This window comes from Sinorhizobium chiapasense (assembly GCF_045277575.1).
Classification (GTDB): domain Bacteria; phylum Pseudomonadota; class Alphaproteobacteria; order Rhizobiales; family Rhizobiaceae; genus Ensifer; species Ensifer chiapasense_A.
Window position 1 is genome coordinate 829,880 of sequence record NZ_CP144206.1, and the last position, 13,589, is coordinate 843,468.

A 13,589-nucleotide genomic window follows, 5' to 3' on the forward strand; every position below is an offset into this window, starting at 1 on the left:
CCTACCGGCTCAGATCGTTGACAAAGGTGATGTGCCCGTAGGCCGGATTGTCGGCGTAGCCCTTGATGTCCGTCCGGATGATATGGACGTTCGGCTGGTCGAGCATGAAGATCGCTGCCGCATCCTCGATGATCTTGCGCTGCGCCTCGATGAACAGCGCTTCGGCCTTCGCGCGGTCGGTGCCCGAGAGCTTGGCTGCTTCATCGATCTTTGCGTCCACTTCCGGATTGGAATAGTAGCCGAGATTGAAGTTCGGCTTCTCTTCGCTGTGGAACAGGTTGAAAAGGTAGTCGTAAGGGGTGACGAAGGTCGGCCACCAGAACATGACGAAAATGTCCTGCGCCGCCTCGGGGTTCGATTTGCCGAGCTGCCACTGCGCCTCCCATGCCATCGGCTGGAGTTTCAGCGTGATGCCGAGCGTTTCCAGATTGGCCTTCCAGAGTTCGCCTGCGACCGCCTCGATCGCCTGGGACGTGGAATAGGTCATCACGAGTTCCAGGCCCGGTTCGATGCCCTCTTCGGCCAGAAGTGCCTTTGCGGTTTCCAGGTCGGTCTTCGGGATCGGCGCATTGGCATCGTGGCCCCAGATGCCGGCCGGAACGACACCCTTGGCCCGCGTGCCGAAACCGCTTGTTCCCGCGGCGATCACATCGTCGTAGGGGAAGGCGAGTGAAAGCGCCTGACGCACTTTCACCTTGTCGAGCGGCGCACGTTTGACGTTATAGAGGCCGAACAGCGTTTCGAAGGAGGGGTTGACGACCACGTTCAGGTCGGGATTGGACTTTAGCGCCTCGAGGTTTTCGTAGGGAAGGCTGTAGGTCCAGTCGGCCTGGCCGCTCTCGATCATGTTCTGAGCGAGCGTCGCATCCTCGACGATCTCGAACGATATCGTCTGGAAGGCGCCATCCGGGACCTTGCCCCAATAGCCTTCGACCCTGTCGAGCACGGCGCGCTGGCCGGCCTCATAGCGCGAAATCTTGAACGCCCCGGTTCCTGCATCGTTACCGGCGTTGAACCAGGACGCTTCCTTGTCATGCGAGGAAGGCGCGTAGATCCAGGCGGCGAAGCCGGCGGATGCGATGAGGTCGAGCGGCTGCGGCTCGGAAAGGACGAAAACCACCTTCAGAGGCTCGGGCGTTTCGATGGACGAAACTGGACCCCAGATGAAGGAGGCACCGCCGCCGATCTTCTTGGTCCGCTCGATCGAGCCCTTCACTGCCTGTGAGGTCAGCGGGCTCCCGTCATGGAATTTCACGCCATCACGCAGGGTGAAGGTCCAGGTCTTGCCGTCAGCGCTCACGTCCCAGGAAGTGGCGAGCAGCGGCTCGATCTTGGCTTCGGCTGTGTCGGTTGCCGGGATGTAACGCGTGAGCCCCTCGTAGACATTGGCAAGCACAGCCCCGTCGTTGGAAAACGACGTTGCCGGGTCGAGGTCCGGAAAGCTGGTCGGATAGGCGAGGGTGAAGATGCTGCTCGTGCCTTCGGCCATCGCAAGGTTGAACCGCGACGAGGCGGCTGTGGCCAAAGCGGCGAGGGCGGCGGTTTTCAGGAAATTGCGGCGATTCATGTCGGGCTCCCAATCGAGTTCTGGAGGGGCGGACGCTCAGGCGTCTTCTTTGTAATGGGGGACAGCAGGCGCATCGGTGGACACGCCCATCGGCACGAAGTCGAAATCGTAGCCGAATGCCCGTGGGCCGACGGAGGCGAGCGCGATTTCGCTGCGCAGCAGAACAGGTGCGGGCATGGAGAGGATGTCGATGCGCAGGCCGTAGCGCAGTTCCTCCGTGCCGATGGCCCGTCCGGTTTCCGAATCCACGATGCAGATCAGGTCCGGCACCATGGTGATGATCTCTTCGCCTTCGCGTGCGATCAGATATTCGTTCTGGATGTCGACGGTGAGCGTGCGGCCGGCGTCTGCATCCAGGCCCGCAACGGTGAGCTTGCCGCGGGTAAAGCCCGCCATGACGCGGCGGCTGATATCGGTCACCTTGCCGCGCATCAACCGAACGCCGCCGGACTGCTTCAAGATGGCCTCAACCGGGTCCTCCTTCGCCGCCCGCGCGTTCATGACCGCGTCGCCGAGGCTCCACGCCTGGCTGGTGGTGTGTGGCACGCCGAAACGGCGGACGAATTCGCCGGACATTGGCGCCGTCGTCATCAGCGCTGTGCATCCCATGGCAATGGTGCTGGCGCGCAGCAGTTTCTCCAGCATCTTCGGCGTCGTCGCGTCGGTGACGACGAGCACGTTGCCGTCAGCATCGGCAAGTGCGGCGGGCTGCACCGCCTGGCCGTGGATGAAGAACGTCGTCATCTGCACTTCCGGAAAGGCGCGGCCCATGCCGTCCGCGTCGACAACCGGCAGGTCGACCATTGCCGCCGTCAGCATCGGCGCAATGCCGTTGCCGCCGCCAACCTCGTCGCCGAGCAGTGCATCGACCTTGCGGCCCAGATGCCGCTCGAGCGCGTTCAGAAGCCTGACGCCCTCGCTGCCTTCCGGGATCTTTTCGATACCAACCGTCGGGGCGCCGATGCCGCCGATACCGAGAATCTGGGCATCCGGCGCCATGTCGGCCGGGCGTACCATGCGAATGCGCTTGCCTTCACGTAAGAGTGCTTTGGCCCGCAGCAGGCCATGATAAGTACTGCCGCCGCCACCGGTTCCAAGAATCCCGCAGCCGATGGCGATGCGGTCGATATCTGCTTCGTTGAGCGTCCAATACTTCATGCCCGCAACTCCCCAATCACTTTCGCGGCGACGCGAACGGCATTGCCGGGCAGGTAAGCCAGCGGCGTTTCCTCGATTTCGGCAAGGGTGGTGGTCTCGGCATTGGCTCCTGCTTCCACCGCGCGCGCGCGTGCTTCCGCGACAATGGATTCCAGCGCAATTTCCCGCGTGGTGCCTTCGAGCGAAACCACGCTGTCCACCTCGCCGGAGACCTGCGCGATCGCCGCGCCGATGGCGTTGGCCGAACCGAAATGTTCCGGCTTCAACGAAACGGATGTTCCCTCCAGCAGCCCTTCGACGAGCACCGAACCGCCGCCGACGAGAATGGCCGGGATCGGATCGGCGCTTGGCTTCATGCGGTCCAACACCGTTTCGATGCTAGCCTTCATCTGGGCCAGCATCTGCTGCGCGAATTCCGGCGTGATGTGGCTGAGGCGGCTACGGTCGCCGAGGTCAACGAGGCCCGCCGCAACAGCGATGTCGGTCGCCGTCAGCGTGTCGCCTCCGAAGCAGAGAGCCTTTTCCGGCAAGCGGAAGCCAACAGAATCCGGACCGATCGTCGGGGACGGACCTGGGCGCACGATGCTGCCGCCGCCAAGGCCGAAGGAATAGACGTCCGGCACGCGGAAGTTCGTCGGCACGCCACCAATCATCGCGCCTTCGCTACGAGTGCGCGGGAAACCGGCGACCAGCATACCGATGTCGGTGGTGGTGCCGCCGATATCGATCACCGCGGCGTCGGAAAGCCCGGTAAGGAAGGCTGCGCCGCGCATGGAGTTGGTCGGTCCCGACGCGATTGTGAAGACGGGATAACGTTCGGCGAACTCGGCTGCCATCAGCGTGCCGTCGTTCTGCGTGAGGAAAAGCGGACAGGTAAGGCCGAGGGCAGAAAAGGCGGAGCGGAAGGCACCGACCGTCTCGCGTCCGAGCGTGTGGAGGCTCGCGTTGAGGATCGTGGCGTTTTCGCGAGGCAGAAGGCCGGTCCGGCCGACGCGGTGCGACAGGCTGATTGCAGCCCCCGGCATTTCCTCGGCGACGATTTCCGCCGCGTCGTTTTCCATCTTCGGGTCGACCAGGGCAAAGACCGAGCAGATCGCGACGGCGGAGATGCCGCGCGCGCGCCAGTCGCGGCACGCCGCGCGGATTGCCTCGTCATCGAGCGGCGCAATCTCCGAACCATCGTAATTCACCCCGCCGCCGACGAGCGCAGCACCTCCGTCGACGACGGGGCGAAGCGTGTCCGGCCAGTCGATCATAGGTGGGAGCGAGCGCGTCGCCGCACCGCAAAGACGGAGAACGCCAACCTTTTCGAGATGCCGACCTTCGACGATGGCGTTGAGGAAATGCGTGGTGCCGATCATGACCGCATTGACCGCGCCGGCGGAAATGCCTGCCTCGGCCAGGACGGTGCGGATCGCGGCACTGACGCCGGATGTCACGTCTGCGGTGGTTGAGGATTTTACTGTGGCCAGAACCTTGTCGCCGCGCAGCAGCGCCGCGTCCGTATTGGTACCACCGACATCCACTCCAATACGAAGCATGGCCTATCCCTTTTTCTTGCCGCCGAGGTCCGTACCGCGGCTGATCGCCGTCGTCCTCGTGCCGAATACCTTGTAGAGGCGCAGCACGACCGAGCTCGTGACGCGCTTGACGCCAGGCAATTTGCCCAGTTCCTGATCGATGAATTCGAGCAATGCCGCATGGTCGGCGACGAAGAGCGAAGCACTCAAGTTCGCCGTGCCGCTCGTGGCGGCAAGGTAGCCGATCTCGTCATACTCGGCGAGCAGGATGGCGACGTCTTCCTGTTTGCCGGGTTCGACTTCGATCAGAAGCTCGACCTGGACGTCGCGCCCGAGCGCGACCGGATCGGGAATGGCGCCGATGACGATCATCTTGGCCTGCAGCAGTCCGGCAATGCGATTGCGGATCGTGCGCTCCGAGACGCTGCCGATCCGGCCGGCGATCTCGGCCGCCGAAAGGCGTCCATCTTCGGTGAGATAGCGGATAATCTCGCGGTCCAGATCATCGACGAGGTAGCGTTGGGTCATTCCCGGTTCCATTTCGGCCTTGATGAGGGGAGTAAATTTCCGAAACGGAATTGTGTCAAGATTATTTCAGTTGTTGTTGGCAAAACGTGTCAAAAATTTCCCGTTTTAGGCATGGATTCTTCTGGAAGTTGCCGAATCGGAAATTGCGATGAGGTGAAGAAGCTGCCGGTACACCGATTTGGGGGGGCTGAATGCGTGAATTCCCGCTTGACGCGGCCTAGTAGGTCAGGCCGCTCACAAAACAACCGCATATTGAGGGGCGCAAGCATCACGTCTCCCTCATTTCATTTTCAATCGCTCATTGCGAGACGGATCGTCGCAAATCTGTCATAAACGAAGGCAAACGTCTGCTTACAATCCGTCGGAACCGAGAAATATGTCCGAGCAATTCTCGCCGGTATGCGAAGCGCTGTCACCAAATGCTGCGCGTTCAACGACCTGCGTCCAGCAAGCCGGCGCGATTTGTTTTCGAGCTTCTGCAGATAGCTTTCCGGAAGTGTTGCTTGTCGCTAGTCGGCGTAATGGCCGCTGGGGAATTCCCAAAGGCCGTATAGAAGCAGGAGAGACGTCGCGCGCCGCCGCGGCGCGCGAAGCGATGGAAGAGGCGGGAGTTCGAGGCAGGGTATCGATCGGTGCCGTTGGCTCGTTCCTTTACACGAAGGATAGCATAGATCTGAGCTACCACCTCAGCGTGCATCTACTCGAAGTCCACGAAACTTTTTCGGACTTTCCAGAGAGGCAAAGCCGGAGATTGCTGTGGGCGCCATTTGAAACTGCGGTCCGGGAAGTCTTTCATCCAAAGCTTCGCGAGCTGATGCTGGTCGCTGCAGAGAACGGGCTGCCTGTCGGGTTTGAACGCGAGGCCTGGTAGGTCTCCCAGTCTGGGGCACGGGATTCAGTTTGCGGCGTTCGCTCTTTGCAGGAGGACCTGCATCTCCTGAAAGCGTCTCTTGCGCTCGGGATCGTCCTCGTCGGGAGCGTAGCAAATACGTGAAACACAAAAGCGCAATATCCTCTTCGGCGCATTCGCATTGTCGAACTCGCAATCAAAGGTGTCCGTCATATCTGCCTTCTTGATGTCGGCTCTTTCGGAATATTTAAAGCGAGCGCCGGGCGGCTCAATCTCGGGAAAGGATTGCACCACCCCGACATTGAGGGCGTCTACCATGAAGAAGTTCTTGGCGACCGCCATGCACGTCGACTCGAGGGAGGGGCTCTGCGCGTAGGCAGGACCTGCCGCGATACACAGGACTGGGAGAAGCCATTTCATCGGATACTCCATCCGCAGAGAAGCCTTTGGTGTCGGCTCGCGCTGCTCCGACAACACGGGAAGGTGGAAATAGTTCCGCTGCGTGGCACTTAAAGCGTTGGCCCGGCTGTGATACCTGGATCCCACGTCCGGCCGGGATCGCAAACAGCGCGAGTTTTCGGGAGCAGGATCAGCCTATGACCGTTTTGCCAATTGGTGTTCGCGCCAGATCGTGAAAAGGCCCGCACCTACGACGATGAGAGCGCCGACGATCATGTTGTACGTGATCGTTTCGCCAAACAACAGGACGGCAAACATCACGTTGAGAACCAACTGAAAATAGGTGACCGGCTGAACCTCCGCTGCAGGCAGCAGCCCGTAGGCCCGGATGAGGAAGTAGTGGCTGAGAGTGCCGCAGACGCAAAGTGCTGCCAACGCGAACCAATCGGAGGGCACGACTTCAGTCCAGTAGAACGGACCGATCAGCGAAATCGCCAGTGCTCCGACGACGCCCGCATAAAAGAGGCTCGTCACAGCGGAATCCTCCCGACTGACTGCGCGCGTGGCGATGCTGTAAAGCGCGAACAGCACGGAGGCGACAAGCGGCAGCAGAAGCGAGATGTCGAAGTGAACGTCCACCGGATTGATGATCACCAGAACGCCGACCAGGCCAACCAGCACCGCAGTCCCGCGCCGCCATCCGACCACCTCCCCGAGAAGAGGTATCGATAGGATGGTGATGATCAGTGGTGTGGCCTGAAAGATCGACTGGCTCATGGCGAGCCCGGCGTGAACATAGGAAAAAACGATGACAACGATCTCCGCGACCAGCAGAAGTCCGCGGACGAACTGCAGCCAGGGATGTCGCGTTCGAACGGAACCCCGAATGCCCTTCGGCGACGACGCGGCAAAAGCAAACACGAAGACCGCGAACGCCCAGAAGCGGATCATCGTTATGAAGAGCGCCGGATAACGATCACCCAGATACTTGGTTATCGCGTCCTGGCCCGCGAAGATGCAGATGGCGAGGAAGGCAAACAGATAGCCGCGGGTCTTCAGACTCATCACACTGTAAACTCAGAATCGTTCGCCACTTGATTAGCATAGTCTTTCCGCAGGTGCTCGAACCAAACGATGGCCGCTTTTCAGCCGCCGCCTGCCAACACCTTCCATCCATCGGCTCAGTCGACGCGTCATGGTGACATGGTGCGGTCGAACTTTGTGCCGATCTGAATAGCGTCCTCCATCTGCCGTTCCGAGTCTCTTGCTTTATCAATCCATATGTGAGTAGTGTATTCATATAAGAAGAAGTTGATTTCGGCTGCTGGATACTCCTGGCGCCGGCAGCGGGAAATCAACTGACTTAGCTTTTTTCTACGCAAGGGTTTTCTCATGCATGAATTCACGCCCACCGTCGGGGTTGCCTCGACACATCCGACGGACATGCCGCAAGACCATGCCGCGCTGCCGGTGTGGAATGCCGAGAACTGGTTTTATGAGGATTGGCCCGTAGGCCAGCGCATCCGGTCCTTGCGTCGGACGATCGCCGAGGGGGACAGCCATCTGTTCAACACGTTGGTCGTCGACATTCACCCTTATGTCCAGGACCAGATGTTTGCCGTGCGCGACGGCATGTTCGGCCGTCGCCTTGTTGCCGGCGCCTTCGTGTTCTCCGCGGGTCTCGGGCTCGTTGCCACCAACTGCGTCAACGCCTTTTCCTACGGCTACGACAAGTTGCGTTTCATCAAGCCGGTCTTCATCGGCGACACGATCTACACAATACGGACCAACATGGGCAAAACGCCCCGCTACAAGGAGCTCGGGCTCATTCGGGCCAGCTACCAGGTGTTCAAGGGCGAGGGGGAGCTGGTGCTCTATTGCGAGCACTTGCAGACGGTGAAGTACAAGAACCCGGCCGACTTCGTCGGCAAGACCGAGAAATAGGATACCGATGACGGAAACAAACGAACTGCCGCTCGCCGGCCTTGTCGTGGTCGACATGAGCCAGTTTCTCTCAGGCCCCTATTGTTCCTTGCGCCTTATGGATCTTGGCGCGCGGGTGATCAAGATCGAACGTCCTGATGGTGGTGACCTGTCGCGCCGGCTCTATCTGAGCGATACGGAGATCGGCGGCGACTCCACGATCTTCCATGCCATCAACCGCGCCAAGGAAAGTCTGGCGATCGACCTTAAGAACGAGGCCGACCTTACCGCCTTGAAGGCGCTCCTCGCCAAAGCCGACGTCCTGATCCAGAACTTTCGCCCGGGGGTCATCCAGCGTCTCGGGCTCGACTACGAGGCGGTCAAGGCCATCAATCCGAAGATCGTCTATGCCTCGATCAGCGGCTACGGCGAAGAGGGCCCCTGGGTGAAGCGGCCGGGCCAGGACCTGCTGGCGCAATCCCGTTCGGGCGTCATGTGGCTGAACGGCGATGAGGGGCAAGGGCCGGTTCCCTTCGGGCTGGCGATCGGCGACATGCTTGCAGGCGCGGCGGCGGCTCAAGGCATCCTCGCGGCACTCGTTCGCCGCGGCATCAGCGGCAAGGGCAGCCTGATCGAGACCAGCCTGCTCGAGGCACTCGTTGACTTCCAGTTCGAAGTGCTAACGACGCATCTGAACGATGGCCGCCGTCTGCCGGCACGATCCGGCTTCCGCAGCGCCCATGCCTATCTCTCCGCGCCCTACGGCGTCTATCCGGCCAGGGACGGCTATCTCGCCATCGCCATGACGCCGATCCCGAAGCTGGCGGATCTCCTGGAAATGCCAGAACTCGATATCTATCGCGACGATCCGGCATCCTGGTTCTCCGAAAGGGACAGGATCAAGGCGCTGATCGCCAAGCGGATCGCCGAAAGCACCATCGACCATTGGCTTGGCGTGCTCGAACCCGCCGACATCTGGTGCGCGCGCGTTCTCAACTGGAACGAATTGCTCGAAAGCGAAGGCTTCCGCGTGCTCGACATGCTGCAAACCGTTGTGCGGGAGGACGACGTCTCGATCCTGACCACGCGCTCGCCCCTCAGGGTCAACGGCAAGCGCGCCCGGGTGGATCGTGCCGCACCACGCATCGGCGAGCATAGTGCGGCGATCCGAGAGGAGTTCGGCCTGTGAGCGTCACGTTGAAAGGTATGACCTGGAGCCACCCGCGCGGTTACGATCCGATGATCGCCTGTTCGCGGCTATGGCAGAAGCGAACAGGTGTTGAAATCCATTGGGAGAAGCGCTCGCTGCAGGATTTCGAGACCTATCCGGTCGACGAACTGGCCCGGGCCTATGACATCATCGTCATCGACCATCCGCATGTCGGCCAGATCACCAAGGAGAATTGCCTGGCGCCGCTCGATGTGGAAGGTCGCGAAACGGAACGGCGGGCGCTTGCGGATGCGAGCGTCGGACGCTCCTATTCGAGCTACACTTGGCAGGGCAGGCAATGGGCTTTTCCGATTGACGCGGCGACCCAGGTCCAGGCCTGGCGACCGGACCGGACGGACCGTGTGGAAAGCTGGATCGAGATGCTGGCGCTTGCTCGCCACGGGAAGGTGGCGCTGCCGATGCGGCCGCCGCATTCACTGATGTGCTTCTACACGCTTTCGGCCAATCTCGGTCATGCCTGCCGTGGCGACGGGGTGGGCCAGCTGATCGACGTCGATGCCGGCATCGCCGCCTTCGAACGTCTGCGCGAATTGACGGATCTGATCGATCCCGCCTGCTTCTCGATGGATCCGATTGCCGTGCTGGAAGCCATGAGCGATCCCGCTTCGAAGCTCGTCTCCACGCCACTGATCTACGGCTATGTCAGCTACGCCATGCCGGGATTCCGGCCGTCTCTCGTGAAGTTCGGCGATATTCCGGTCGCCGGGAACAATGGCCATTCCGGTTCCGCCCTGGGCGGAACGGGGATCGCGGTCTCGGCCTTCTCGCAATCGCAAGAGGCCGCGATCGACTTCGCCTATTTCGTCGCCAGCGGCGAGGTTCAGCGCGGCGCCTATGCCGCAGGCGGAGGGCAGCCCGGCCACGCGGCGGCCTGGGACGACGACGTCGTCAATGCCGCGACCTCGGATTTTTATCGCGCCACGCGCAAGACGTTGGAGGCGGCCTGGGTGCGCCCGCGTCACGATGGCTACATGGCTTTTCAGCAGGCGGCTTCGGATCGCATCAATGACGGTCTCCTGCGCAAGGATGTGCCGCGAACGGTCGTCGACGACCTCAACCGTCTGTTTGCGGAAAGCTTTGCCGCGGCCTGATACCTGGATCCGGGAAGCGAGCGCTTCCCGGACGTTCTCGAAAAGAAGCTCGGACTAAGCGAGCCTCCAGATCCGGCGTGCATTGTCGGTGAGCAGCTTGCGTTTCTCGTCCGCACTGCTGCCTTCGAGGAGGGCGTGGGTGGCGCCGACCCAGGTTGAAAGGTTGCCGCCAAGCGTGCAGACCGGCCAGTCGCTTCCCCAGACCACCCGATCCCAGCCGAAGACGCGGATCGTATGTTCGACATAGGGGCGCAGCGTCTCGACCTGCCAAGCCTCGTCGGCATAGGCAACGACGCCCGAGATCTTCGCCGTGACATTCGGTCGTCGTGCAATCTCGCTCATATGATCGCGCCAGGGATGCTCGGCGCCGGTGCGAATGTCGGGAACGCCGCAATGGTCGAGGATGAATTGAACGTCGGGCGCCAGATCGACAAGTGCGATGGCCTTTTCGATCTGATGCGGCAGGACGCAGAGGTCGAAGGTGAAGCGGCGCCCGCCGAGCCTGCGGATGTTATCGCGAAAGCGCGACGCTTCGGACAGGTCATCCGGCATGACATGCAGCACGCGACGGAAGCCCTTGACGAAATCGTTTGCCTCTTGCCGCTCGAGATAGGCCTCGAACGCATCGTCTTCTGGCCGGCAGGCGGCAATGGCACCCTTGAGCAGACTATCCGGCTCCTGCGCGAGCCGTTCGATTTCTGTGGTTTCCTTCTCGATCTCCGAAGGGGCGACATCGACCTCCATGTGCAGGCTTGCCTCGATGCCGAGCCGCCGCGCCTCACGCTCATAGGTCGCGTAAAGAAAGTCGTGGTCGAGCGCCGGCACACCGGAGAGCCAGGGATAGGTGAGCTTCGACCTGTCGATGAGGTGAAGATGGGTGTCGATGATCAAGGCGCTTCTCCTCCGGATAGAACTCTTACATAAGAATTGGCTATTCAAATAAGAATTAGTGCCGTCGGCCGTGGCCGTCAATCGGCTGCCGGAACCACGTCTGAACCTGCGAGAGTCGACAATTGTTCGGCGGTCTTCAGCAGCAAGGCAATCGTTTCGGTAATGTCGGGAGCCGAAGGCGCATTGACCAGAGCGATATAGGGTACTGTCAGTGCGGCGATGCCGCGGCCATCGGGGCCGAGGATCGGCGCCGACAGGTTATAGACGCCCGCCGTCTGCGCACTTGCCATCATTTCATAGCCGCGCTCGCGAATCTGGTCGAGGCGTGCGTAGAACTCCGGTCCGCGCACGATCTCGTCTTTGCTCTTGGCGTGTTCAGCGATCATCATCTCGCGCTCTTCGGCAGAGCGGAAGGCGAGCAGGATATGGCCGGAGCCGGTGTCGAACAGGCTGATGTGCGAGCCAACCCGGATCGAGATGCCCCAGTAATCAGGCGCTTCCTGCTGCGCGATGACCACGGCCGAGCCGCGGTCGAAGACGGCGAGGTGGTTTGCCTGCTTGGAGCGCTGCGCGAGGTCGCGCATCAGCGGCGTTGCATAGGACGCGAGCCTGCGCACCGGTGCATGCAGTTGCGAAAGCCCGAACAGTTTCAAGGTCAGGGAATAGCGGTCTCCGTCGATGCGGGTGACGTAGCCGCGCCGCACCAGCCGGTCGAGCATCCGGTAAAACTCGTTGGGGCTGCGGTTCAGGCGCTTGGAAATCTCGGCCTGCGTGAGGCCGCCGTCAACGCTGGCAAGCAGCTCGAGAATGTCGAGCCCCTTGTCGAGGGCGGGCGCGCGATAGCGGTCAGACTCTTCGGTGTCCATGAGATCCCTCCTTGGTGAATATTTGTATCCATATACGCAGAGAATGGCGTCGACAAAGGAAAGTTCGCCCTTGACGCTGGATAAATTTGTTGTTTGTATATGAATTAGTTTCTCACAAATGAGAACATCGCGCCGGGATGAGGGCGTGAACCTGGGAGGAGTGGATATGAGAAGGCTGCTATCCGGCGTGTCCGCCGGTGTCATCATGCTTGCCGCGGGACTGGGGACGGCCATGGCCGCGGACCTGCCCGGCAAGTTTGAGGGCGTCACGATCGACGCCAAGCTGATCGGCGGACAGCAATACGAAAAGCTCTACGAGCGCATCGGCGAGTGGGAGAAGGCGACCGGCGCCAAGGTCAACATCCTGTCGAAGAAGAACCACTTCGAGCTCGACAAGGAAATCAAGTCGGACATCGCGACTGGCGGCGTCAGCTGGTGCGTCGGCTCCAACCACTCTTCCTTCGCTCCGCAATATCCTGACATCTATACCGACCTGCTGGCGCTGCTGCCGCCCGAAGAGATCGCCAAGTTCGTGCCGGCCCTGATCGATGCCTCGACGCTCGACGGCAAATTGGTGATGCTGCCGCGTGCCCAGTTCGACGTGTCGGCGCTCTACTACCAGAAGAGCCTCTACCAGGACGAAGCCAAGAAGACTGCCTTCAAGGCGAAGTACGGCTACGACCTCGCGCCGCCGGACACCTGGGCTCAGGTCAGCGACCAGGCCGAGTTCTTCGCAGCCCCACCGAACTTCTACGGCACCCAGTTCGCCGGCAAGGAAGAGGCGATCAACGGCCGCTTCTATGAAATGCTGGTCGCCGAGGGTGGCGAATATCTCGACAAGGACGGCCGCCCGGCGTTCAATTCCGAAGCCGGCGTGCGGGCGCTCGACTGGTTCGTCAAGCTCTACAAGGACAAGGCGGTTCCGCCGGGCACCACCAACTATCTCTGGGATGACCTTGGTCAGGGCTTTGCGTCGGGCTCGATCGCCCTCAATCTCGACTGGCCTGGCTGGGCAAGCTTCTTCAACGACCCGAAGTCCTCCAAGGTCGCCGGCAATGTCGGCGTGAAGGTGCAGCCGGCCGGTTCCTCCGGCAAGCGCACCGGCTGGTCGGGCCATCACGGCTTCTCGGTCACCGAGGATTGCGCCAACAAGGAGGCGGCCGCCTCACTCGTCTGGTGGCTGACCAACGAGGACAGCCAGAAGCTGGAGTCGGCAGCCGGGCCGTTGCCGACCCGCACCGCCGTCTGGGAATACAACATCAAGGCTGCCGCAGGCGACGCCTACAAAACCGAGGTGCTTCAGGCTTTCCAGGAAGCCGCCAAGCATGCCTTCCCGGTTCCGAAGACGGCTGAATGGATCGAAATCTCCAACGCCGTCTATCCGGAACTGCAGGCCGCCATTCTCGGCGACAAGACGTCGAAGGAGGCTCTCGATGCCGCCGCCGAGAAGGCGACCGGTATTCTGGAAGACGCGGGCAAGCTCTGACCCCGACATAAGAGGCGGCGCCGATGCCTCAAGGGCGCCGGCGCCGCCTCAAGCCATTTCATGCCATCCCCAGGACTGC

Annotated in this window: 13 protein-coding genes; 5 read left to right on the top strand and 8 right to left on the bottom strand. The window is 61.3% G+C overall.

The window, feature by feature from the left end:
• Position 1: 1 nt before the first annotated feature.
• The 4 genes from QM996_RS22630 to QM996_RS22645 are packed head-to-tail and all read right to left on the bottom strand — an operon-like array spanning position 2 to position 4,773.
• A complete protein-coding gene (locus QM996_RS22630; RefSeq protein ID WP_334198283.1) occupies positions 2–1,567 on the bottom strand; it encodes an ABC transporter substrate-binding protein in 1,566 nt (521 codons plus the stop codon).
• 36 nt (positions 1,568–1,603) lie between these two features.
• Positions 1,604–2,725: a DUF917 domain-containing protein gene (locus tag QM996_RS22635; RefSeq protein WP_334198284.1), complete on the bottom strand. Its 1,122-nt coding sequence runs from the start codon at positions 2,723–2,725 to the stop codon at positions 1,604–1,606.
• Positions 2,722–4,266 carry a hydantoinase/oxoprolinase N-terminal domain-containing protein gene (locus QM996_RS22640; protein WP_334198285.1) on the bottom strand — a complete coding sequence of 515 codons (1,545 nt, stop codon included), beginning with the start codon at positions 4,264–4,266 and terminating at the stop codon, positions 2,722–2,724. The genes QM996_RS22635 and QM996_RS22640 overlap by 4 nt, the downstream gene beginning before the upstream one ends.
• Positions 4,267–4,269: 3 nt before the next feature.
• Positions 4,270–4,773 carry an Lrp/AsnC family transcriptional regulator gene (locus QM996_RS22645; protein WP_334198286.1) on the bottom strand — a complete coding sequence of 168 codons (504 nt, stop codon included), beginning with the start codon at positions 4,771–4,773 and terminating at the stop codon, positions 4,270–4,272.
• A 376-nt stretch (positions 4,774–5,149) separates the two neighbouring features.
• On the opposite strand from QM996_RS22645, the gene QM996_RS22650 reads away from it, so the two are divergent.
• The gene (locus QM996_RS22650; protein ID WP_334198287.1) at positions 5,150–5,644 is read left to right on the top strand and encodes an NUDIX hydrolase; all 495 of its coding nucleotides are present in this window, start codon (positions 5,150–5,152) and stop codon (positions 5,642–5,644) included.
• A 24-nt stretch (positions 5,645–5,668) separates the two neighbouring features.
• Here the strand turns inward: QM996_RS22650 and QM996_RS22655 are convergent, their stop codons facing one another.
• A complete protein-coding gene (locus QM996_RS22655) occupies positions 5,669–5,965 on the bottom strand; it encodes a hypothetical protein (protein WP_334198288.1) in 297 nt (98 codons plus the stop codon).
• 252 nt (positions 5,966–6,217) lie between these two features.
• Positions 6,218–7,087 carry a DMT family transporter gene (locus QM996_RS22660; RefSeq protein WP_334198289.1) on the bottom strand — a complete coding sequence of 290 codons (870 nt, stop codon included), beginning with the start codon at positions 7,085–7,087 and terminating at the stop codon, positions 6,218–6,220.
• Between the two features lie 327 nt (positions 7,088–7,414).
• Between QM996_RS22660 and QM996_RS22665 the strand changes: the two genes are divergently transcribed.
• Genes QM996_RS22665 through QM996_RS22675 form a run of 3 tightly spaced genes read left to right on the top strand, consistent with a single transcriptional unit; the run spans position 7,415 to position 10,267 of the window.
• The gene (locus QM996_RS22665) at positions 7,415–7,966 is read left to right on the top strand and encodes a MaoC family dehydratase (RefSeq protein ID WP_334198290.1); all 552 of its coding nucleotides are present in this window, start codon (positions 7,415–7,417) and stop codon (positions 7,964–7,966) included.
• 7 nt (positions 7,967–7,973) lie between these two features.
• Positions 7,974–9,134, top strand: coding sequence for a CaiB/BaiF CoA transferase family protein (locus QM996_RS22670; protein WP_334198291.1), 1,161 nt, complete (start codon positions 7,974–7,976; stop codon positions 9,132–9,134).
• On the top strand, positions 9,131–10,267 hold the full coding sequence (locus QM996_RS22675) for an extracellular solute-binding protein (protein WP_334198292.1): 1,137 nt from the start codon (positions 9,131–9,133) through the stop codon (positions 10,265–10,267). Before QM996_RS22670 ends, QM996_RS22675 begins: the two co-directional genes overlap by 4 nt.
• A 54-nt stretch (positions 10,268–10,321) precedes the next feature.
• Here the strand turns inward: QM996_RS22675 and QM996_RS22680 are convergent, their stop codons facing one another.
• The gene (locus tag QM996_RS22680; protein WP_334198293.1) at positions 10,322–11,158 is read right to left on the bottom strand and encodes an amidohydrolase family protein; all 837 of its coding nucleotides are present in this window, start codon (positions 11,156–11,158) and stop codon (positions 10,322–10,324) included.
• 77 nt (positions 11,159–11,235) lie between these two features.
• Positions 11,236–12,024, bottom strand: coding sequence for an IclR family transcriptional regulator (locus tag QM996_RS22685; protein ID WP_334198294.1), 789 nt, complete (start codon positions 12,022–12,024; stop codon positions 11,236–11,238).
• Between the two features lie 166 nt (positions 12,025–12,190).
• Here QM996_RS22685 and QM996_RS22690 point away from each other — a divergent pair, with 166 nt between their 5' ends.
• A complete protein-coding gene (locus tag QM996_RS22690) occupies positions 12,191–13,510 on the top strand; it encodes an ABC transporter substrate-binding protein (RefSeq protein ID WP_334198295.1) in 1,320 nt (439 codons plus the stop codon).
• Positions 13,511–13,589 lie beyond the last annotated feature (79 nt).

Bases quoted from the DNA above. Each gene is read 5' to 3' on its own strand.
- QM996_RS22630 (WP_334198283.1), bottom strand. From the start codon at position 1,567: ATGAATCGCCGCAATTTCCTGAAAACCGCCGCCCTCGCCGCTTTGGCC.
- QM996_RS22635 (WP_334198284.1), bottom strand. From the start codon at position 2,725: ATGAAGTATTGGACGCTCAACGAAGCAGATATCGACCGCATCGCCATC.
- QM996_RS22640 (WP_334198285.1), bottom strand. From the start codon at position 4,266: ATGCTTCGTATTGGAGTGGATGTCGGTGGTACCAATACGGACGCGGCG.
- QM996_RS22645 (WP_334198286.1), bottom strand. From the start codon at position 4,773: ATGACCCAACGCTACCTCGTCGATGATCTGGACCGCGAGATTATCCGC.
- QM996_RS22650 (WP_334198287.1), top strand. From the start codon at position 5,150: ATGTCCGAGCAATTCTCGCCGGTATGCGAAGCGCTGTCACCAAATGCT.
- QM996_RS22655 (WP_334198288.1), bottom strand. From the start codon at position 5,965: ATGGCGGTCGCCAAGAACTTCTTCATGGTAGACGCCCTCAATGTCGGG.
- QM996_RS22660 (WP_334198289.1), bottom strand. From the start codon at position 7,087: ATGAGTCTGAAGACCCGCGGCTATCTGTTTGCCTTCCTCGCCATCTGC.
- QM996_RS22665 (WP_334198290.1), top strand. From the start codon at position 7,415: ATGCATGAATTCACGCCCACCGTCGGGGTTGCCTCGACACATCCGACG.
- QM996_RS22670 (WP_334198291.1), top strand. From the start codon at position 7,974: ATGACGGAAACAAACGAACTGCCGCTCGCCGGCCTTGTCGTGGTCGAC.
- QM996_RS22685 (WP_334198294.1), bottom strand. From the start codon at position 12,024: ATGGACACCGAAGAGTCTGACCGCTATCGCGCGCCCGCCCTCGACAAG.
- QM996_RS22690 (WP_334198295.1), top strand. From the start codon at position 12,191: ATGAGAAGGCTGCTATCCGGCGTGTCCGCCGGTGTCATCATGCTTGCC.